General features: G+C 31.2%; 25 protein-coding genes. All 25 read left to right on the plus strand.

Going from position 1 to position 21,178, the window contains the following annotated elements:
• The first annotated feature begins 1 nt into the window (after position 1).
• The 25 genes from AJ885_RS01875 (at position 2) to tolB (ending at position 21,160) form a co-directional block, all read left to right on the plus strand.
• Entirely contained in the window at positions 2–1,339 is a 1,338-nt protein-coding gene (locus tag AJ885_RS01875) for an anaerobic C4-dicarboxylate transporter (protein ID WP_070280648.1), read from the plus strand.
• A 105-nt stretch (positions 1,340–1,444) separates the two neighbouring features.
• On the plus strand, positions 1,445–2,806 hold the full coding sequence (locus tag AJ885_RS01880) for a COG3014 family protein (RefSeq protein ID WP_002881371.1): 1,362 nt from the start codon (positions 1,445–1,447) through the stop codon (positions 2,804–2,806).
• Positions 2,807–2,815: 9 nt separating this feature from the next.
• Complete coding sequence (locus AJ885_RS01885) at positions 2,816–3,184, plus strand: YcfL family protein (protein WP_002881373.1); 369 nt, start codon at positions 2,816–2,818, stop codon at positions 3,182–3,184.
• A gap of 23 nt (positions 3,185–3,207) precedes the next feature.
• Positions 3,208–3,831 carry a penicillin-binding protein activator LpoB gene (gene lpoB / locus AJ885_RS01890; RefSeq protein WP_002851945.1) on the plus strand — a complete coding sequence of 208 codons (624 nt, stop codon included), beginning with the start codon at positions 3,208–3,210 and terminating at the stop codon, positions 3,829–3,831.
• Between the two features lie 82 nt (positions 3,832–3,913).
• Positions 3,914–5,251, plus strand: a complete 1,338-nt coding sequence (locus tag AJ885_RS01895; protein WP_002881375.1) for a DUF6844 domain-containing protein — start codon at positions 3,914–3,916, stop codon at positions 5,249–5,251.
• Between the two features lie 9 nt (positions 5,252–5,260).
• Entirely contained in the window at positions 5,261–6,463 is a 1,203-nt protein-coding gene (locus AJ885_RS01900; RefSeq protein ID WP_002881377.1) for a CsgG/HfaB family protein, read from the plus strand.
• A gap of 158 nt (positions 6,464–6,621) precedes the next feature.
• Positions 6,622–6,930: a 50S ribosomal protein L21 gene (rplU, locus tag AJ885_RS01905; protein WP_002778820.1), complete on the plus strand. Its 309-nt coding sequence runs from the start codon at positions 6,622–6,624 to the stop codon at positions 6,928–6,930.
• A gap of 10 nt (positions 6,931–6,940) precedes the next feature.
• Complete coding sequence (gene rpmA, locus AJ885_RS01910) at positions 6,941–7,195, plus strand: 50S ribosomal protein L27 (protein ID WP_002800974.1); 255 nt, start codon at positions 6,941–6,943, stop codon at positions 7,193–7,195.
• 106 nt (positions 7,196–7,301) lie between these two features.
• Entirely contained in the window at positions 7,302–8,339 is a 1,038-nt protein-coding gene (gene obgE / locus AJ885_RS01915) for a GTPase ObgE (protein ID WP_002860931.1), read from the plus strand.
• Positions 8,340–8,461: 122 nt separating this feature from the next.
• Positions 8,462–9,217, plus strand: coding sequence for a glutamate 5-kinase (gene proB, locus AJ885_RS01920; RefSeq protein ID WP_002871097.1), 756 nt, complete (start codon positions 8,462–8,464; stop codon positions 9,215–9,217).
• Between the two features lie 73 nt (positions 9,218–9,290).
• Positions 9,291–10,208: a methionyl-tRNA formyltransferase gene (gene fmt / locus AJ885_RS01925; RefSeq protein WP_002881381.1), complete on the plus strand. Its 918-nt coding sequence runs from the start codon at positions 9,291–9,293 to the stop codon at positions 10,206–10,208.
• A complete protein-coding gene (locus AJ885_RS01930) occupies positions 10,171–10,824 on the plus strand; it encodes a biotin--[acetyl-CoA-carboxylase] ligase (RefSeq protein ID WP_002860934.1) in 654 nt (217 codons plus the stop codon). Before fmt ends, AJ885_RS01930 begins: the two co-directional genes overlap by 38 nt.
• Positions 10,821–11,606, plus strand: a complete 786-nt coding sequence (locus AJ885_RS01935) for a ParA family protein (RefSeq protein ID WP_002851697.1) — start codon at positions 10,821–10,823, stop codon at positions 11,604–11,606. Before AJ885_RS01930 ends, AJ885_RS01935 begins: the two co-directional genes overlap by 4 nt.
• Before the next feature lie 5 nt (positions 11,607–11,611).
• A complete protein-coding gene (locus AJ885_RS01940; RefSeq protein ID WP_044779401.1) occupies positions 11,612–12,448 on the plus strand; it encodes a ParB/RepB/Spo0J family partition protein in 837 nt (278 codons plus the stop codon).
• 60 nt (positions 12,449–12,508) lie between these two features.
• Positions 12,509–12,934 carry a FoF1 ATP synthase subunit B' gene (locus tag AJ885_RS01945; RefSeq protein WP_002873443.1) on the plus strand — a complete coding sequence of 142 codons (426 nt, stop codon included), beginning with the start codon at positions 12,509–12,511 and terminating at the stop codon, positions 12,932–12,934.
• 10 nt (positions 12,935–12,944) lie between these two features.
• Complete coding sequence (locus tag AJ885_RS01950; protein WP_002881385.1) at positions 12,945–13,457, plus strand: F0F1 ATP synthase subunit B; 513 nt, start codon at positions 12,945–12,947, stop codon at positions 13,455–13,457.
• 2 nt (positions 13,458–13,459) lie between these two features.
• Complete coding sequence (locus AJ885_RS01955) at positions 13,460–13,981, plus strand: F0F1 ATP synthase subunit delta (protein ID WP_002871100.1); 522 nt, start codon at positions 13,460–13,462, stop codon at positions 13,979–13,981.
• Positions 13,982–13,994: 13 nt separating this feature from the next.
• A complete protein-coding gene (gene atpA / locus AJ885_RS01960) occupies positions 13,995–15,500 on the plus strand; it encodes a F0F1 ATP synthase subunit alpha (protein ID WP_002881387.1) in 1,506 nt (501 codons plus the stop codon).
• A gap of 8 nt (positions 15,501–15,508) precedes the next feature.
• Entirely contained in the window at positions 15,509–16,393 is an 885-nt protein-coding gene (atpG, locus tag AJ885_RS01965; RefSeq protein ID WP_002860587.1) for an ATP synthase F1 subunit gamma, read from the plus strand.
• A gap of 24 nt (positions 16,394–16,417) precedes the next feature.
• A complete protein-coding gene (gene atpD / locus AJ885_RS01970) occupies positions 16,418–17,815 on the plus strand; it encodes a F0F1 ATP synthase subunit beta (protein ID WP_002860940.1) in 1,398 nt (465 codons plus the stop codon).
• A 3-nt stretch (positions 17,816–17,818) separates the two neighbouring features.
• Positions 17,819–18,208: an ATP synthase F1 subunit epsilon gene (gene atpC, locus AJ885_RS01975; protein ID WP_002851752.1), complete on the plus strand. Its 390-nt coding sequence runs from the start codon at positions 17,819–17,821 to the stop codon at positions 18,206–18,208.
• A complete protein-coding gene (locus AJ885_RS01980) occupies positions 18,208–18,762 on the plus strand; it encodes a MotA/TolQ/ExbB proton channel family protein (protein ID WP_002854361.1) in 555 nt (184 codons plus the stop codon). Before atpC ends, AJ885_RS01980 begins: the two co-directional genes overlap by 1 nt.
• An 8-nt stretch (positions 18,763–18,770) precedes the next feature.
• A complete protein-coding gene (locus AJ885_RS01985; RefSeq protein WP_002860941.1) occupies positions 18,771–19,160 on the plus strand; it encodes an ExbD/TolR family protein in 390 nt (129 codons plus the stop codon).
• 2 nt (positions 19,161–19,162) lie between these two features.
• Entirely contained in the window at positions 19,163–19,942 is a 780-nt protein-coding gene (locus AJ885_RS01990) for a TonB C-terminal domain-containing protein (protein WP_070280650.1), read from the plus strand.
• Positions 19,943–19,951: 9 nt separating this feature from the next.
• Entirely contained in the window at positions 19,952–21,160 is a 1,209-nt protein-coding gene (gene tolB / locus AJ885_RS01995; RefSeq protein WP_070280652.1) for a Tol-Pal system protein TolB, read from the plus strand.
• The last annotated feature ends 18 nt before the right edge of the window (positions 21,161–21,178 follow it).

Consider the following 21,178-nt stretch of genomic DNA (forward strand, 5'->3'; position numbering starts at 1 on the left):
TATGGATATAATGATAATTTTGCAAGTAATCGTCCTTCTTGGGGCAATTTTTATCGGTATTCGCCTAGGCGGTATTGCTATAGGTTATGCTGGAGGATTGGGTGTAGTTATACTAGGACTTGTTTTAGGTATGAAACCTGGTAATATTCCTTGGGATGTTATTTTAATTATTGCTGCAGCTATTGCAGCAATTTCTGCTATGCAACAAGCAGGTGGACTTGATTATATGGTAAGGGTGACAGAAAAAATTTTAAGATCAAGCCCTAAATTTATAAATTATTTAGCTCCAGCTTGTGGATGGTTGCTTACAATCTTAGCAGGAACAGGAAATGCAGTATTTTCTTTAATGCCTGTTGTAGTTGATGTTGCAAAATCTCAAAACATAAAACCTAGTGTTCCACTTTCATTAATGGTTGTTTCTTCGCAAATTGGAATCACTGCTTCTCCTGTAAGTGCAGCTGTGGTTTATATGAGCGGCGTTTTAGAGCCACTTGGATGGAATTATCCAACTTTAATTGGAATTTGGATCGGTACAACTTTTATAGCTTGTATGCTTACAGCTTTTATAGTGAGTTTAATCACTCCTATGGATTTAAGCAGAGATAGCGTTTATCAAGAACGCTTAAAAGCAGGACTTGTTAAAGATGCAGGAGCTATTTTACATGGTGAAGATAAACCAGGTGCTAAACTTTCAGTAGGAATTTTCTTGATCACTGTTTTGGCAGTTGTACTTTATGCAACTGCAATTTCAAGTAATATTAAATGGATTGATCCTGTTGTGGTTCCAAGAGATGCAGCTATTATGAGCTTTTTACTTACTGCAGCAACTTTGATCACTTGGCTTTGTAAAGTTGAACCAGGTAAAATTCTTGATACCAGTGTATTTAAAAGTGGTATGACTGCTTGTGTTTGTGTTTTTGGTGTAGCATGGCTTGGAAATACTTTTGTTGCAGGACACGAAGCTTCTATTAAAGAAGTAGCAGGTGACTGGGTTAAACAAACCCCTGCTATGTTAGCAGTTGCATTTTTCTTTGCAAGTATGCTTTTATATTCTCAAGCAGCAACCGCAAAGGCCATTGTACCTGTAATTATCACCGCTTTAGGAATTTCAGCAACAAATCCGCATGATTCTTATATGCTTGTAGCTTGTTTTGCAGCAGTTTCAGCACTTTTTGTGCTTCCAACTTATCCAACCTTACTTGGCGCTGTGCAAATGGATGATACAGGAACGACTAGAATTGGTAAATTTATATTTAATCACTCTTTCTTTATACCAGGAGTTTTAGCTATTGCAATTGCTGTAGCATTAGGCTTTGTATTAGCTCCTATGCTTATTTAAATCAAACCCTAGGTTTTTCTCCTAGGGTGAAAATTTTTTCATTAGTTTTTAAGTATATACTACGCTATAATATTCATTTTTAATTTTCTTTAAGAAAGGAATTTAATGAAGATAAAAGTTGGGTTGATTTTTTCAGGTATTGTTTGCCTTTTTTTAACAGCTTGTGTTAATCAGGTTAAACAAAATACAACATTTGAAAATGCTTTAACACAAAAATATTGTGGTGATGATTTTTTCAATCAAAATTTAGAAAAAATTAAAAAAAATGATGATGTCGTTTATACAGGATTAAATGCAGGTTTGATTGCTAGAAATTGTGGTGATTTTAACAAAAGTAATGTATTTTTTGATGCTGTGGAAGAATCTTATAAATATGATGTGGATTTAGAAAATGTAGGCTCTAAAGCAGCTAAATTTGTTGGTACAACCTTGCTTAATGATACTATAGTTGATTATGATGGTTCTTTATATGAAAGAATTATGGTTAATATATATAAAGCTCTAAACTATATGGAAGAAGATGATTATGAAAATGCAAGAGTTGAGTTTAATCGTGCTTTAATGCGTCAAGATAAGGCAAAAGAATATTTTGCTAAAGAAATTGAGAAAAATCGTGCTGATTTAGATAAGGCAAAAGAAGATAAAAATTATGATAAAAATATGAATGAAAACTCAAAAGTTATAGAAGCACAATACGATAACTTATTTAAAGAGTTTGATACAACAAAAAATTTCATAAATCCTTATGCGACTTATCTTGCTTCAATATTTTTCTTTATGGATAAAGATTATAGAAAAGCTGCAGATTTATTTAGAGAAGTAGCTATTATTTATCCAAAAAATAAAACTATCAAAAAAGAGGCTAAAATTTTTAAAGAATATGCCACAAAAATAAAAGTCAAAAAAGCTAAAAAATATGTTTTTGTAGTTTATGAAAATGGATTTGGTGTAGTTAAGGATGAATTTGCTTTAACCTTACCTTTTATAGTGGATAAAAAAATTATTAGCACAAATATTGCTTTACAAACCTTGAAAAAAAGGGAAGCTTCTTTTGCAAATTTAAATATAAATGGTCAAAATACAAATGATTTTGTAGATTTAGACAATATTGTCGCTACTGAATTTAAAATAAATATGCCTGCAATGATTGCTAAAGCCTTAGCTCAAACTATAATTAAAACCACTTTAAATGTAGCTGTTGCAAATAATGACTCTACAGGTGGATGGCTAAGTCTTGCAACAGCAGTAGCAACTGCTGCAACCAACAAAGCTGATGTGCGTTCTTGGAGAGGTTTACCAAAAAGTATTGCCATAGCAACAATAGAAAACGACGGAAATTTAGAAATCAAAGATCCACAAGGCAATATTTTGTTTCAAAAATCATTGGATAAAAATAAAAATGCTCTTGTTGTAGTGCGTTCTTTTGCTCCGTATTTACCTGCAAGTGTTGCTATCATGGAAAAATAAGGCTAAAAGATGAAAAAAATTATTTTATTTATTTTAATGTTTTTACTTAGTGCTTGTGCACCAAGTTATCAAATAAATTCAAATCAAAATACTGTAATTTTAGGTTCAAATTTACCAAAAAGTTTAGTAAAACAATTTCAAAAGCGTATAAATAGCAATGGTTATTTAGAATTTGAAGTGATTTTACGCAGTACTTTTGCTAAAGATGTAATTTATAAAGTAGATTGGTTAGATAAAGATGGTTTTGTGCTAAGAGATGTTTTAAATGAGGATTATCAAGCCCTTAGAATTCCAGCAGGACAAGAGGTAATTCTTCGTAAACTTGCATCTGATACAAGAGCGAAGGATTTTAGATTAGAAATTAAAGCAAAAAATTAATCTCATTTTAGGAAGGATAAATCATGAAAAAAACAAAAATTTTAGGAACAGCTCTTATTGGAGCTTTGCTTTTTAGTGGTTGTGCGCAAACAGCTTATACAGATGGAAAGGCAAGTCAGGTAAAAAAAGGCGATGCTTTAACCTTGGGTCTTGATAGACAAGATTTTGAAAGTGCAGCTGAAACTATGATAAATAGTATGTTAAGCGATCCTGCTTTTGCAAATATTAAACCAGGTACAAGAAAGGTTATTGCTATTGGTAGGGTTGTGAATGATACCCCGCAAAGAATCGATACTGAAAAACTCACCGCAAAAATCACTTCTGCATTAAGAAAATCAGGTAAATTTGTTCTAACTTCGGCAGTTGCTGCAGGCGGAGCGCTTGATAGCATGAGTGAAGATGTAAGAGAATTAAGAGATAATGATGAGTTTAATCAAAAAACCATAGCAAAAAAAGGGACATTGGTATCGCCTGATTTTTCTCTTGCGGGTAAAATTAGACAAGATAATGTAAAACTTAGCAATGGTAAAACTCAAGTAGAATACTTTTTCTTACTAAGACTTACTGATTTAACATCAGGTTTAGTTTATTGGGAAGATGAGCAAACTATTGATAAAACTGGTTCTAGTAAATCAGTTACTTGGTAAAATAAAAATTAATTTATGAATAAAATTTTTAGCTCAAGTGTTTAGCTTGAGCTTTTTTTTATGATTTTTAAAAGGATATGAAATGAAAAAAATATTATTTATTGGCTCTTTAGTTATGGCAAGTTTACTTTATGCACAAGGTTCCCAGCCTGTAGAAATTACACAACAAGATATAAATACTCAAAATGAAATGTCTGATGCAAGTACTAAGGATATTACCCCAAAATCAATTGAAGATTTTTTTGAAGAATTTGCCGATAATTTCGGTATAGAATATGGTATAACCAAAGATGGAAAAACTTTTTATACGGGAAAAAGTACTGTTGCTGTAAATGATACTGATCCACAATTTGCACAAGCTTTACAAAATGCTTACCAAAAAGCAATGTTAAATTTACAAAGCGAATTTATAAGAGATGTTTTTGGAAGAATTGCTACAAGCAGGATTCAAAATTATGAAGCAGATAATTCTACTAATGCTAAAGAATTTGATGAATTGCCAAAAGGTGATAAGGTTGATCAAATTTTAAATAAACTTACACAATTAGCTGGTGCTCAGCTTGATAAGGCATTAAAAGATTTAGGTATAGATACAAATTCTTTAAGCGAAGACAGAAAAAAGACTTTATTAAAGCAAGAATTTCTTAATAAAACTATGACAAATGCCATAGGTTCTATGAGTGGACTTGTTCCTGTGCAAACTATAGTTACACAAAGAAGAGGTGAGTATGATGTAGGTGTTATTGCTGTTATTTCCAATAAAACTCGCCAATTAGCAAAAGATATGGCACTAGCAAGACAGAGTGCTATTAAGGGTAAAGGCAAGGCAATAAGTGAGTATCTGCCAAAAGATACAAAAGGCTTTTTAAATGAATATGGAATTCGCTTAGTTTATGATGAAAATGGTGCACCTATTATTTTAAGTTATGGAAACTGGGGTTATGTAGCAGATTCTAGCAATGCTAAAAAAACAAATATTTTAGAAGATAGAGCCAAAGAAACAGCACTTACTATGGCTGATGCTGCTATTATAGAGTTTATTAATACAAATTTAAGTCTTAAAGATGAAAGAACAACTGGTGATACTTACGAGGAAATTATCAAACAAAGTATTAATGTTAATGATAGTTCCACTCAAGAACAAACTCAAAACATAACAAATATTATTGACAAAGTAAATAGTAAAATAAAAGCAAGCGCAAGCGGTAAAATTCGTGGTATTCGTACTCTTAAAAAATGGAGCTATACAAGTGAAAATGGTATTGAACATGTAGGAGCTGTGAGATTTTATTCTTATGAAAATTTAGCCAACACAAATGAGGCTTTAAATTCAAAGTCAAATGCAACAAAAAATGAAGCTAAAAAATCTTCTAGCATACAAAGAAGTTCTAATGTTGTAAATAGCATGGATGATTTTTAAAGGTAAAAGATGAAAATAACTAAAATTCTTTTTTTAGGCTTATTTTTAAGCCTAAGTCTTAATGCTAAAGTTATAACCACAACTTCAACAAAATCAAGCACAGGCGAAGGCACAGGTTTGACTAGGGAAGATGCGATAAACAATGCCATTATAGAAGCTATAGGAAAAATGAGCGGAGTAAGCATCAATTCTCTTAAGAAATCTAACACTAGCGTTTCAACTGATAATTCAGGTTCAAACATACAAGATAATTACAGCGAGCAAATTTCAAAAGCCACCAAAGGTAGAGCCGATACTTATGAAATCAATAGTGTTGAACAAGATGCAAATGGTAAATATACAGCCAATGTAACGATTTTTAAAACCACAACAACAAAAAAGTATCAAGTTCCAGGTTTAAGTGCAGATAATAGAAGAAGTATTACTGTTTTTGATTCTACTCCAGATGCTGCAAAAAGAGGCATAGGCTCAGCTTTGCAACAAAAAATCATTTCTGATTTATTGCAAAGTCGTAAATTTAATGTTTTAGACCGTGATTCTAGTGGCTATTATGAAATGGAAAAAGCTTTAATCAAAAGTGGCGACGCAGCTAGTGATGAAGTTTATAAACTTAAAAATGTGTTAGCAACAGATTATATTTTATTGTTTTCTATTTCAGGACTTGAAGGTAAGCAAAAAACAAGCAATTTAACAGGAAAAAGCAAAACTGAAATTGAAGTTATCGTAGATTATCGTGTGTTTTTATTTGCTACAAGACAAATTAAATTTTCTAATACTTTAAGTATGAAAGTTAACATTAAAGACGATAGCCTTAGCGCCAATGAAGCTGCACTCAAACAAATTGCAAATCGTATTGCAGGAGATATTTTAAATGCAATTTATCCTTTGAAAGTTGCAAGCGTTGAAAACAATGAAGTAGTATTTTCTCAAAGCTTAAATCAAGGTGATATTTATGAATGTTTTGCTCTTGGGAAGGTTATAAAAGATGCTTATACAAAAGAAAATACAGGAAGAGTAGAAAGCAAAACAGGAAGTATTGAAATCACTCGCACAAGCCCTAAACTTTCTTATGCAAAAATCACAGAAGGTAGTGTAAAAGTAGGCGATATTTGTAGACCTTTAATTGGTAGCAATAGTGGAAATGGTTATACTATAGGTCGTGATGCAAATTATGAAACCCAAGAAGGTGGCGGAGTAAATCTAGGCTTTTAAATTTTTAGAGTTTGATTTTTCTCAAACTCTAAATCCTTTCTTAAATTCATCAAAAATTAAAGAAAAATTTTGTAAAATCAAAATTTTATTAAACCACTAAAGCTTTTAAATCCGTTATTGCGGTGCTTTATGGTACTACCAATTTATAAGGAAAAGCAATGTATGCTATTATCAAACACAGCGGAAAGCAATACAAAGTAAGTGTTGGCGATGAGCTAAAACTAGATCACTTTGAAGCTGAAAGCAAAGCAAGTATTGAAGTAAGCGAAGTTCTTGCTATCAATGATAAAGAATTAAAGGTAGGTGCGCCTTTCGTAGCAGGTGCAAAAGTTGTTTTGGAAGTGATCAATCACGGAAAAGATAAAAAAGTTGTGATTTACAAAAAAAGACGCAGAAAAGATTCTAAACTCAAACGCGGTTTTAGAAGACAATTTACTCGCGTTGTAGTAAAAGATATCAAAGCTTAAGGAGTAAAGAATGGCACACAAGAAAGGTCAAGGTTCAACTCAAAATAACCGCGATTCTATAGGTCGTCGTTTAGGTGTTAAAAAATTTGGTGGCGAGTTTGTTAGAGCTGGAAATATCATCATCCGCCAAAGAGGAACTGCAACTCATGCAGGTAACAATGTAGGTATGGGAAAAGATCATACTATCTTTGCTTTGATTGATGGTTTTGTAAAATTCGAAAGAAAAGACAAAGACAGAAAAAAAGTTTCTGTATATCCTGCATAAGTTTTTAGGACGCTTTTTAGCGTCTCGAAAACTTTAAATTTATAAATTTAACTTCTTTTATTTACTCAAATTTAGCTTTATAAATTTAAAGTCAAAGGCAATTTAAATGTTTATTGATAGTGTTAAAATTACTTTAGCTTCAGGCGATGGTGGTAAAGGTGCTGTAAGTTTTCGCCGTGAAAAACATGTTCCACTTGGTGGCCCTGATGGAGGAGATGGTGGAAATGGTGGCGATATTATTTTCGTATGTGATAATAATACCCACACTCTTGTAAATTTCAAAGGCAAAAGAGAATTACGCGCACAAAATGGTGCTGGTGGAATGGGACGCAATAAAAATGGCAAAAAGGGTGAAAATTTAGAACTTATAGTGCCCGAAGGAACGCAAGTTATCGATGCACAAACTAATGAAATTTTACTCGATCTTACCAAAGAAGGACAAAAAGAGCTTTTTTTAAAAGGTGGAAAAGGTGGACTTGGCAACACTCATTTTAAACACGCCACTAATCAACGCCCCGATTACGCACAACCTGGTATAAAAGGAGAAAGTCGCTTAGTTAGACTTGAACTTAAACTTATTGCCGATGTAGGGCTTGTGGGCTTTCCAAATGTGGGAAAATCTACTCTTATAAGCGTTGTTTCAAATGCAAAACCTGAAATTGCAAATTATGAATTTACCACCCTTACTCCAAAACTTGGACTCGTAGATGTAGATGAGTATAATTCCTTTGTTATGGCTGATATTCCAGGGATTATCGAAGGAGCAAGTGGGGGTAAAGGCTTAGGACTTGCCTTTTTAAAGCACATAGAAAGAACGAGCTTTTTACTTTTCGTGCTTGATCCTATGAGAGAAATGCCTTTAAAAGAACAATTTATAGTACTAAGAAAAGAACTTGAAAAATTTTCCAATGAACTTTTTGGGCGTAAATTTGGCATCATGATTTCAAAAAGTGATAGTGTTAATTTAGGAGAAGAATTTGCCGAGCAAATTGCTTTAAACATTAATGAGTTAGAAAATTATCTCAAAGAAATAAATAATCCGCAAAGCTTTTTAATCAAAGTCTCAAGCCTTGAAAAAACAGGACTTAAAGAACTTAAATTCATGCTTTTAGAAGAAATTAAAACTTTAAGAAATAACAAATAAAAATTTTAACAATCTAGGAAGTGTTTTATATTAAAAATTTCAAACACTCCCTATTTTTTCAAAAAATAACTAGTTTATATGAAATTTTGGCTAAAATTATAAAAATTTTTCAAGGAATAAGCATGAAAAGAATAGTTGTTAAAGTGGGTTCTCATGTGATTAGCGAAGAAAACACTTTAAGTTTTGAGCGTCTTAAAAATTTAGTCGCATTTTTAGCTAAACTCATGGAAAAATATGAAGTGATTTTAGTAACTTCAGCGGCTATTTCAGCAGGACACACCAAACTAGATATCGATAGAAAAAACCTCATTAATAAACAAGTTTTAGCCGCTATTGGACAACCTTTTTTAATCAGTGTTTATAACGAGCTTTTAGCCAAATTTAATAAACTAGGTGGACAAATTTTACTTACAGGTAAGGATTTTGACTCTAGAAAAGCTACCAAACACGCAAAAAATGCTATCGATATGATGATAAATTTAGGAATTTTGCCTATTATCAATGAAAATGACGCTACAGCTATAGAAGAAATTGTCTTTGGTGATAATGATAGCTTAAGTGCTTATGCTACGCATTTTTTTGATGCGGATTTGCTTGTGATTTTAAGCGATATTGATGGATTTTATGATAAAAATCCTAGTGAATTTAGTGATGCAAAGCGTTTAGAAAAAATCACTCATATTAAAGAAGAATGGCTACAAGCAACCATAAAAACAGGCAGTGAACATGGAACAGGCGGTATAGTAACCAAACTTAAAGCAGCTAAATTTTTACTTGAACACAATAAAAAAATGTTTTTAGCAAGTGGATTTGATTTAAGTGCGGCAAAGACATTTTTATTAGAAGATAAACAAATAGGTGGAACTTTGTTTGAGTGATTAATTTATTAAATTCTCTTTTAAAATCAAATAAGTTATAATTAAAACTTTTAATTTCACACAAAGCGAAAAAATGAAAAAAATTATTTTTATGGGTACTCCATCTTACGCAACTTGTATTTTAAAAGCACTAGTAGAAAATGAAAATTTTAAACTCGTAGCACTTTTTACCCAGCCTGATAAAGCTGTAGGTAGAAAGCAAATTTTAACTCCAAGTGATACTAAGGCTTTTTTAAGTCAAAATTATCCTAGTATTCCTATTTTTACTCCAAGTTCTTTAAAAGATGAAAATATTATAAGAGAGATTAAGGATTTAAATCCTGATTTTATCGTGGTTGCTGCCTATGGAAAAATTTTACCTAAAGCCATTTTGGATTTAGCACCTTGTGTGAATTTGCACGCTTCTTTACTTCCAAAATACCGTGGTGCCAGTCCGATCCAAAGTGCAATTTTAAACAAAGATGAAAAAAGTGGAGTTTGCACCATGCTGATGGAAGAAGGGCTTGACACAGGTGCTATACTTGAAAGCTTAGAATGTGATATAAAAGATAAAAATTCAAGTGAAGTTTTTGAACTTTTAGCAAATTTGGCCGCTAAGCTCATCCTCTCTACTCTTTTAAATTTCGATAAAATCACCCCTAAAAAACAAGAGGAAAGTCTAGCAACACTTTGTAGAAAAATCAAAAAAGAAGATGGACTTATAAATTTGCAAAATGCAAGAGAACTTTATCAAAAATATCTAGCTTTTACTCCTTGGCCTGGAGTTTTTTTGGAAAATGGACTTAAATTCTTAGAAGTTGAACTTGTGGATGAATTAAAACAAAATGCTAGGATGGGTGAAATTTTAGAATTAGAAAAAGAAAGTTTTTTGCTTGCTTGCAAACAAGGAGTTTTGCGTATTAAAAAACTTCAAGAAAGTGGAAAAAAAGTTCTTGATGGTAGGACTTATTTAAATGGAAAAAGGCTTAAAAGTGAAGATAGTTTGTGTTGAAAGTATAGACTCAACTCATCTTTTTTTATGCGAGCAAATACGCAATGGAAAGATTGATGGAAATTTTGCTATTTATGCTTTAGAACAAACAAATGGAGTTGGAAGCAGGGAAAATTCTTGGCAAAGCTCTAAAGGAAATTTACATCTTTCTTTTTGTATTAAAGAAGAAGATTTACCAAAAGATTTACCTTTGGCCTCTGTGAGCATTTATTTTGCTTATTTACTTAAAGAAGTTTTACAAGAAAAAGGTTCTAAAATTTGGCTTAAATGGCCTAACGATCTATATTTAGATGATAAAAAAGCTGGAGGGGTTATAAGTGCTAAAATTTCAAATTTTATCATAGGCGGTATGGGTTTAAATCTGAAATTTTCACCTCAAAATACAGCTTTATGCGATATAGAAATTTCGCTTAAAGATTTAGTGAGTGAGTTTTTGCAAAAAGTAGAAAAAAAATTTTTATGGAAGAATATTTTTAGCAAGTATATGTTAGAATTCGAAAAATCAAGAAAATTTAGCGTCCATCATGAAGGTAAAGTTTTTTCACTTGAAAATTCTTTTTTGTATGAAGATGGTTCAATTTTACTAGGTGATAAAAGGGTGTATAGTTTAAGATGAGCGAAATTATTACAATAGCAAACCAAAAAGGTGGAGTAGGAAAGACTACAACAGCAGTAAATTTAGCCGCTTCTTTAGCTGTGGCTGAGAAAAAAGTACTTTTGATTGATGTTGATCCGCAAGCTAATGCGACTACAGGACTTGGTTTTAATCGTAATAATTATGAGTATAATATTTACCATGTTTTTATAGGAAGAAAAAAGCTTTCAGATATTATTTTAAAAACAGAATTGCCACAACTTCATTTAGCTCCTTCAAATATAGGTCTTGTAGGTATAGAACAAGAGCTTGCTAAAGGTGAAAATAATGAGAAAAAAATGCTGCTTAAAAATCAAATTCAAGAAGTGATTGATGAGTATGATTTTATTATTATTGATTCTCCACCTGCTCTTGGAAGTATTACTATAAATGCTTTTGCAGCAAGCGATAGTGTAATTATCCCTATACAGTGTGAATTTTATGCGCTTGAGGGTGTAGCTATGGTTTTAAATACAATTAAAATTATCAAAAAAACTATTAATTCTAAACTCAGGGTTCGTGGATTTTTACCGACAATGTATAGCTCTCAAAATAATCTTTCTAAAGATGTTGTAGATGATTTGAAACAAAATTTTAAAAAACAACTTTTTACTATTAATGGAAACGAAGATGACTTTATTGTGATCCCTCGCAATGTAAAACTTGCAGAAAGTCCAAGTTTTGGAAAGCCTATAATTCTTTATGATATTAAATCACCAGGTTCTGTTGCTTATCAAAATTTGGCGTATTCTATATTAGGATAATTATAATGGGGTTAAATAAAGATAGGGGTTTAAGCAGTTTAATTAGTGATATGGATACTGTTTATAGTAAAGAATTGGGTTTTGATAAAAATCAAAGCACTATGATAGAAATTGATCAAATTTCACCCAATCCATTTCAGCCAAGAAAGAATTTTGATCAAGAAGCTTTAGATGAGCTTGCTAATTCTATCAAAGAATTTGGACTTATTCAGCCTATTATTGTATTTAAAAAAAATAGTAAATTTATTTTAATTGCTGGAGAACGTCGCTTAAGAGCGGTGAAAGCATTAGGAAAAAAAGAAATTCTAGCTTTTATTGCTGATATTGATGAGAATAAGCTTAGAGAATTGGCTCTTATTGAAAATATACAAAGAGAGAATTTAAACCCTATTGAGCTTGCTAATTCTTATAAGGATTTGATGCAAGTTCATAAAATTACTCAAGAGAATTTAGCAGAACTTATTCATAAGTCTCGTACTCAAATAACAAATACTTTAAGACTTCTGAATTTAGACATTAGAACTCAAGAGTTGATTGCTTCTGGAAAAATTTCTCAGGGTCATGCTAAAGTTTTGGTTGGTTTAGATCAAAAAGATGAAAAAATGTTGGTTGATAGTATAATAGGTCAAAAACTTAATGTTAGAGATACCGAAAAAATAGTTAAAAAAATAAAAAATAATGAAAGCTTACCTAATCAAGAATTTGAAGATGAAATAAAGAAATTAAAACACATACTAAATCGCTTTGGATTTGACTGCAAAAATAAAAATAATGATTTTGTAATTCATTTAGAAAATATTGATAAAATTAAAAAATTAATCAAAATGCTTGAAAAGTTTTAACCAAAATCTTAGCTTTTTTATGGTAGAATAGTCCTTCAAAAATTCTAACCAAGGAGAATTATGTTTGAAGATATGCATCCTTCCATAATGCTTGCTACTATGGCTATTTTTTTAGCTATGATAGTTATTTTAAATAGTATGCTGTATAAGCCGCTTTTAAAATTTATGGATGAAAGAAATGATTCTATAAAAAATGATGAGAATAAAGTAAAAGAAAATTCTCAAGAAGTTTTATGTGTGAATGATGAATTAGAAGTTATTCATATTAACACTAGAGAAGAAATTCAAAAAATCAAACAAAGTGCTATAGCTGCTGCTAAAGAAGAGGCAGAGCAAATTCTTAGAAGCAAGAAAGAAGAATTAGAAAGAAAAATGGCCAGCTTTTATGCAGATTTAGCTATTCAAAAAAAAGAGTTACAAGAACATTTAAACATACATTTACCTGAGCTTAAGCAAGCTTTGCAAAATAACATAAAGAAAATTTAAGAGGAGAGAAATGAGTAAGTTATTATTTATTATATTTTTGCTACCTTTGTATGCTTTTGGTGCATCAAATGGTAGTGGAGAATATGATATTATTCCAAGGACTATTAATTTTCTAATTTTTGTGGCTATATTGTATTATTTTGTTGCAACTCCATTTAAAAATTTTTACAAAAACCGTATTGTAAAAATTTCTTCTAAGCTTGATGAAATTCAAAAAAAACTTTTAGAAAGTAAAGCTAAGAAATTAGATACGATGAAAAAACTTGAAGAAGCGAAAGCAAATGCTGCTGCTGCTTTAGTTACAGCAAAAAAAGAAGCTGAAATCTTAGTTCAAAATATTAAGAAAGAAACTCAAGATGAGTTGGATTTACTTCAAAAACATTTCGAGGAACAGAAAGATTATGAATTTAGAAAAATGGAAAAAGAATTAGTATCAAATACTTTAAACGAAATTTTTTCTGATCCAAATATGACATTAAAACAGAGTGAAATAATAGAACTTATGATGAAGAAGGTATCTTAAATATGGAGAATATAATTGCAAGAAGATATGCAAAAGCGATAGCTTCAAGAGCTGATATAAATGATTTTTATCAGAATTTGTGTATTTTAAATTCTGCTTTTGTTTTGCCAAAATTTAAAAATATTATAGAATCTAATGAGATTAAAAAAGAAAGAAAAATGGAATTTCTTGATTCTTTTTTTGATATTAAAAATTCTAGTTTTCAAAATTTTTTAAGACTTTTGATTGAAAATTCAAGATTAGAATGCATTCCTCAAATAGTTAAAGAACTTGAAAGACAAAAAGCTTTTAAAGAAAATATTTTTGTTGGTATTGTATATTCTAAAGAAAAATTAAATCAAGAAAATCTTAAAGATCTTGAAGTAAAACTTAACAAAAAATTTAATGCAAATATTAAATTAAATAATAAAATCAGTCAAGATGATAGCATTAAAATAGAATTGGAAGAATTAGGTTATGAACTTTCTTTTTCTATGAAAGCTCTTCAAAATAAGCTAAATGAATATATATTGAAAATTATCTAAGGAGAAAAAGTAAATGAAATTTAAAGCTGATGAGATCAGTTCAATAATCAAAGAAAGAATTGAAAATTTTGATTTAAATCTTGAAATTGAAGAAACAGGAAAGATTATTTCTATAGCTGATGGTGTTGCTAAGGTATATGGACTTAAGAATATTATGGCTGGAGAAATGGTAGAGTTTGAAAATGGTGATAAAGGAATGGCCTTAAACCTTGAAGAGTCGAGTGTAGGTATTGTTATACTTGGAAAAGGAGAAGGTTTAAAAGAAGGTGCTTCTGTAAAAAGACTTAAGAAATTACTTAAAGTTCCAGTAGGTGAGGCTTTGATTGGCCGTGTTGTAAATGCTTTAGGTGAGCCAATTGATGCTAAAGGTGTGATCAATGCTAATGAATATCGTTTTGTTGAAGAAAAAGCAAAAGGTATTATGGCGAGAAAAAGTGTTCATGAGCCTTTACATACAGGAATTAAAGCTATTGATGCGCTTGTGCCAATTGGTCGTGGTCAAAGAGAGCTTATCATAGGTGATAGACAAACAGGTAAAACTACTGTTGCTGTTGATACTATTATATCTCAAAGAGGTCAAGGAGTTATCTGTATATATGTTGCAATTGGTCAAAAGCAAAGTACAGTGGCACAAGTGGTTAAAAGACTAGAAGAACATGGTGCTATGGAATATACCATTGTTGTAAATGCCGGCGCTTCAGATCCTGCGGCTTTACAGTACTTAGCTCCATATACTGGCGTAACCATGGGTGAATTTTTTAGAGACAACGCAAAACATGCTTTAATTGTTTATGATGATTTGAGCAAGCATGCTGTAGCTTATCGCGAAATGTCTTTGATTTTACGTCGTCCTCCAGGTCGTGAAGCTTATCCAGGCGATGTTTTTTACCTTCATTCAAGATTGCTTGAAAGAGCAAGCAAGCTAAATGATGAATTAGGTGCTGGTTCTTTGACGGCATTGCCGATAATTGAAACACAAGCAGGAGATGTTTCTGCTTATATTCCAACTAATGTTATTTCAATTACAGATGGACAAATTTTCTTAGAAACTGATTTATTTAACTCAGGAATTCGTCCTGCAATTAATGTTGGTTTATCAGTATCTCGTGTAGGTGGGGCTGCTCAAATTAAAGCTACAAAACAAGTTTCAGGCACATTAAGACTTGACCTTGCTCAATATAGAGAGCTTCAAGCTTTTGCACAATTTGCTAGTGATTTAGATGAGGCAAGTAGAAAACAACTTGAACGTGGACAAAGAATGGTTGAACTCTTAAAACAACCACCTTATTCTCCGCTTAGCGTTGAAAAACAAGTAGTTTTAATTTTTGCAGGAACCAAAGGTTTCTTAGATGATATTGCTGTTTCTAGAATTAAAGAATTTGAAGATGGAATTTATCCTTTTATTGAGGCAAAACATCCGGATATTTTTGAGCAAATTCGCTCTAAAAAAGCTTTAGATTCTGACTTGGAAGAAAAACTAGCTAAAGCTATTAATGAGTTTAAAGCAAATCATTTATAAGGTCTTTTATGTCTAATTTAAAAGAAATTAAAAGAAAAATTAAAAGTGTTCATAACACTCAAAAGACTACAAATGCTATGAAGCTAGTCTCTACTGCTAAGTTAAAAAAAGCAGAAGAAGCAGCTAAAAGATCAAAAATTTATGCACAAAAAATCGATGAAATTTTGAGTGAAATTTCATTTCAGATTAATAAAATTGTTCACAATGAAGATGATGTGCGTTTATCTTTGTTCCATAAAAAAGAACAAATTAAAACCGTAGATTTAATATTTATCACTGCGGATAAAGGTTTATGCGGTGGTTTTAATATTAAGACTTTAAAAACAGTAAGTGAAATGCTAAAAGAATATGAAGCAAAAAATATTAATATTCGTCTTAGAGCTATAGGTAAAACTGGGATTGAATATTTTAATTTTCAAAAAATAGAATTGTTAGAGAAATATTTCCATCTTAGTTCTAGTCCTGATTATGAGAAAGCATGTGAAGTAATTCATGCTGCTGTAGATGATTTTTTAAATGGAAATACAGATGAAGTGATTTTAGTTCATAATGGTTATAAAAATATGATTACCCAAGAACTTAAAATCAATCATCTTATTCCAGTTGAACCAAAGAGTATTGAACAGACTCATAATTCTCTTTTAGAGCTTGAACCGGAAGGAACTGAGCTTTTAGAAGATTTAATGAAAACATATTTTGAGTATAATATGTATTATGCGTTAATCGATTCTTTGGCGGCAGAGCATAGCGCAAGAATGCAAGCTATGGATAATGCAACTAATAACGCAAAGGCAAGAGTGAAACAACTAAATTTAGCTTATAACAAAGCAAGACAAGAATCTATTACTACTGAGCTTATAGAAATTATCAGTGGTGTTGAATCAATGAAATAGTAAATTTTAAGGAGAAGATAAATAATGCAAGGATTTATTTCACAGGTATTAGGTCCGGTTGTTGATGTAGATTTTAACGACTATTTACCTCAAATTAATGAAGCAATTGTTGTAAATTTTGAAAGTGAAGGAAAAAAGCATAAACTTGTTTTAGAAGTAGCAGCTCATTTGGGAGATAATAGAGTTAGAACTATTGCTATGGATATGACAGATGGTTTGGTAAGGGGCTTAAAAGCTGAGGCTTTAGGTGCTCCTATTAGTGTTCCTGTTGGTGAGAAAGTTTTAGGAAGAATTTTCAATGTTACTGGAGATTTGATTGATGAAGGTGAAGAAATTCCTTTTGATAAAAAATGGGCAATTCATAGAGATCCGCCAGCTTTTGAAGATCAAAGCACAAAAAGTGAGATTTTTGAAACAGGAATTAAAGTTGTAGATTTACTTGCTCCTTATGCAAAAGGTGGTAAAGTAGGTCTTTTTGGCGGTGCAGGTGTTGGTAAGACTGTTATTATTATGGAGCTTATTCACAATGTTGCATTTAAGCATAGCGGCTATTCTGTATTTGCAGGTGTGGGTGAGAGAACTCGTGAAGGAAATGATCTTTATAATGAAATGAAAGAAAGCAATGTTTTAGACAAAGTTGCTCTATGTTATGGGCAAATGAATGAACCACCAGGGGCAAGAAATCGTATTGCTTTAACAGGTTTAACAATGGCTGAGTATTTTAGAGATGAAATGGGTCTTGATGTGCTTATGTTTATTGATAATATCTTTAGATTTTCACAATCAGGTTCTGAAATGTCAGCACTTTTAGGAAGAATTCCATCAGCTGTGGGTTATCAACCAACCTTAGCAAGTGAAATGGGTAAATTCCAAGAAAGAATTACTTCAACTAAAAAAGGCTCAATCACTTCAGTTCAAGCTGTTTACGTTCCAGCTGATGACTTAACCGACCCAGCTCCAGCAACTGTTTTTGCTCACTTAGATGCTACAACGGTTTTAAATAGAGCTATTGCTGAAAAGGGTATTTATCCTGCAGTTGACCCACTTGACTCAACTTCAAGAATGCTTGACCCAAATATCATTGGAGAAGAACATTATAAAGTTGCTCGTGGTGTTCAATCAGTGCTTCAAAAATACAAAGATTTACAAGATATCATCGCCATTTTAGGTATGGATGAGCTTAGCGAAGAGGATAAACTTGTAGTTGAAAGAGCAAGAAAGATTGAAAAATTCTTATCACAACCATTTTTCGTTGCAGAAGTTTTCACAGGTAGCCCAGGAAAATATATAAGCCTTGAAGATACAATAGCAGGATTTAAGGGAATTTTAGAAGGTAAATATGATCATTTACCAGAAAATGCTTTCTATATGGTTGGAAATATAGATGAAGCTATTGCAAAAGCGGATAAATTAAAAGGTTAATTTATGAACGATTTGATTAATTTCGAGATAGTTACGCCTTTGGGTGTAATCTATCAAGGAGAAGTAAAATCTGTTACTTTACCGGGTAGTGAAGGAGAATTTGGCGTGCTTAAAGGACATGCTGCTTTGGTTTCTTCTTTAAAATCTGGAGTAATTGATATTGAAAAAGCTGATTTAAATCATGAATTAATTGCTATTGATGCTGGGCATGCAAAGGTAGATGAAGATAAGATTTGCGTGTTAGCAAAGGGTGCGGTTTGGGTTTGCGGAAGTGATGAAAGTGAGATTGAAAAAAATCTTGCTCAAGCAAAAGATTTGATCAAATCTATGAGTTCTGATAATGCAGCTTTAGCAGCAACTTTTTCAAAACTTGATAATGCAAGGATGCATTAATGAATTTTGAAGCTATATTTCATTTTTTCAATAGTTCAAGTATTATTACTTATATAGTTTTATTATGGCTTTCTTTATATTTTATTTTAGCATTTAGTATTTTGTTTGCTAGATTGACTTATTTGGCTACATGGAGAAATAAGGAAAAAGAAAGTTTAGAAACTTTGCTCTTGGGTGAGAAGGATTTAAGTCGTACTGATTCGATTTTAAGAAAATGCAATGATACAACTTCAAATCATTTAGAAATCTATAAAAATTTAGCAAGTCGTCGCGCTTCTGCTGGACTTACTTGGCTTAGTATTATTGCTTCAACTTCACCTTTTATAGGTCTTTTTGGGACAGTTATTTCTATACTTGAAACTTTTGGTGGGCTTGGAACTCAAAATTCTTTAAGTATCATAGCTCCTAAAATCAGCGAGGCTTTAGTTGCTACAGGTTGTGGTATTTTAGTGGCAATTCCTGCTTATACATTTCATCTTATCATTAAAAGAAAAGCTTTCGAACTTTTAAGCATTATTGATAGCGAGATTAAAGTTATAAGTTCGAGTAAATAAGGTTAAAAATGCCATTTGATGATGAAAAACCTGAACTTAATATCACGCCTTTAGTAGATATTATGCTTGTATTGCTTGCGATTTTAATGGTAACAGCTCCAAGCATTACTTATGAAGAAAAAATTAATCTTCCACAAGGTAGTCAAAAAAATACTAGCTCTCCAACTGTTAAGAGTTTAATTATTAGTATTAATGCAAAAAAAGAAATTTTTTTAAATCAAGAAAAATACGATTTTATAAGTTTTGCTGACAATCTTGCTCAAAGAAAAGCACAATTTAATACCGAAGATCCGGTTTTTATACGCGCTGATAAAAGCTTAAAATATGACGATGTTATTTTAGTCTTAAGAAGTGTAAAAAATTTAGGATTTAATAAAGTTGCTTTACAGACTGAATAATCATGAAAAATTATGGTTTGAGTAATTTAAATTCGTTTTTACTTGCTTTAGTAATATATATTAGTATAGTAATTCTTGTTTTTTTTAGACTTGTAAGCGAGGTTGAACCTGCTATACAATATACCGATATAAAAGATAGTTTTGTAGATATTGAACTTGCTGAACCATCAAAACAAGTTATTACTCAAAGCAACACTCCTAAAGAAATACAAAAACCAACAGAGCAAGTTGATATAGAAAAGCTTTTTGCTCAGACTACAAATAAAACAGTTAAAACAGAAGATATTGACCAAAAGGCAAGTAATTTTAATGAGCTTTTTGGAAATATCAAAGAAATACAAGAAGAAAAGACTACAAAAATTCAATCAAGTGCTAAATCAGGAGCTTCTAGTGCCCCAAAACCTCAAGCTTCCGAACTTGTAAAACAACTTAATGATAGTTTACTTCAAGAAGAAAGTTCAACACAAGGAGAAAGCACAAAGGCGCAAAAGATTGGAATTTATGATGAATTTTTAGGGAAAGTTGTGCGTATTATCACTCAAAGATGGACTCAGTATTATCCAAATAGTGAAAAAATTTCTGTTAAGGTAAAAATTTTTATTGATGAAAATGGAAAATTTGGCTATACTTCAGTTGAAAAAAGTGGGAATCCTTTATATGATGCTAAAGTGGCTGAATTTTTAGAAAGTCAAAAAGGTAAATTTATTACTTATCCTCCGCAAAATAAAAATATAAGCATTACCATGAATTTAAGAGATGAAGCAAAAGTTAAAAATGATTAGGAGAAAAAAATGAAAAAAATTGTAGCAATTTTTTTAGTCTTTTTAGGAAGTCTTTGGGCAGAAGATCCAGTGATTGATGTTGTTAATTCTGGTGTAGTTTTACCAAAGATTATTGTTAAAGATAATTCAAATTTAAGTGATGAGAATTTAAAGAAAAGCTTTTATAATATCATTGTGAACGATTTGAAAGTAAGTTCAAACTTTGAAGTTGTTGCTAATGCAACTGAGACAAATAATTATACTTTTGAATACGCTTTAAATAAAAATGGTAACACTTTGAGTTTAAATGTAAAAATAAAAGCTGGCGGTTCTGATAAGTCAGAGCAAACTTATACTTTAAATGGTTTAGAGCAATATCCATTTTTGGCACATAAAAGCGTCAAAGCTTCTGTAAATGCGTTAGGACTTGCACCTGTTGATTGGATGGATCATAAAATTTTGATCGCGAGAAATTCTAGCTCTAAGAAAAGTCAAATTATTATGGCTGATTATACTTTAACTTATCAAAAAGTTATTGTTGATGGTGGGCTTAATTTATTTCCAAAATGGGGAAATAAAGAACAAACTCTATTTTATTATACAGCTTATGATCATGATAAGCCAACTTTATACCGTTATGATTTAAATACCAATAAAGCTAGTAAAATTTTATCAAGCGGCGGTATGGTTGTAGCAAGTGATGTGAGTGTAGATGGAAGTAAACTACTTGTTACCATGGCTCCAAAAGATCAGCCTGATGTTTATTTATATGACTTAAATACCAAAAATCTAACACAATTAACTAATTATTCTGGTATTGATGTTAATGGAAATTTTATTGGCTCAGATGATAGTAAAGTGGTATTTGTAAGCGATCGTTTAGGATATCCTAATATTTTTATGCAAGATTTAAATAGCAATAGTGCTGAACAAGTTGTTTTTCATGGTAGAAACAATTCGGCTGTTTCGACTTATAAAGATTTTTTGGTTTATTCAAGTCGTGAACCAAATCAAGCAGGTGTTTTTAATATTTATTTGATGTCAATTAATAGTGATTATATTCGTCAACTTACAGCAAATGGAAAAAATTTATTTCCAAGATTTTCTAGTGACGGTGGAAGTATAGTATTTATTAAATATTTAGGTGCGCAAAGTGCTTTAGGTGTTATTCGTGTAAATGCAAATAAGACTTTTTATTTTCCTCTTAGGGTTGGAAAAATTCAATCAATTGATTGGTAAAAATTTCAATTTTAGGTT

This window comes from Campylobacter sp. BCW_6464, from assembly GCF_001762775.1.
GTDB classification, from domain to species: Bacteria; Campylobacterota; Campylobacteria; order Campylobacterales; family Campylobacteraceae; genus Campylobacter_D; species Campylobacter_D jejuni.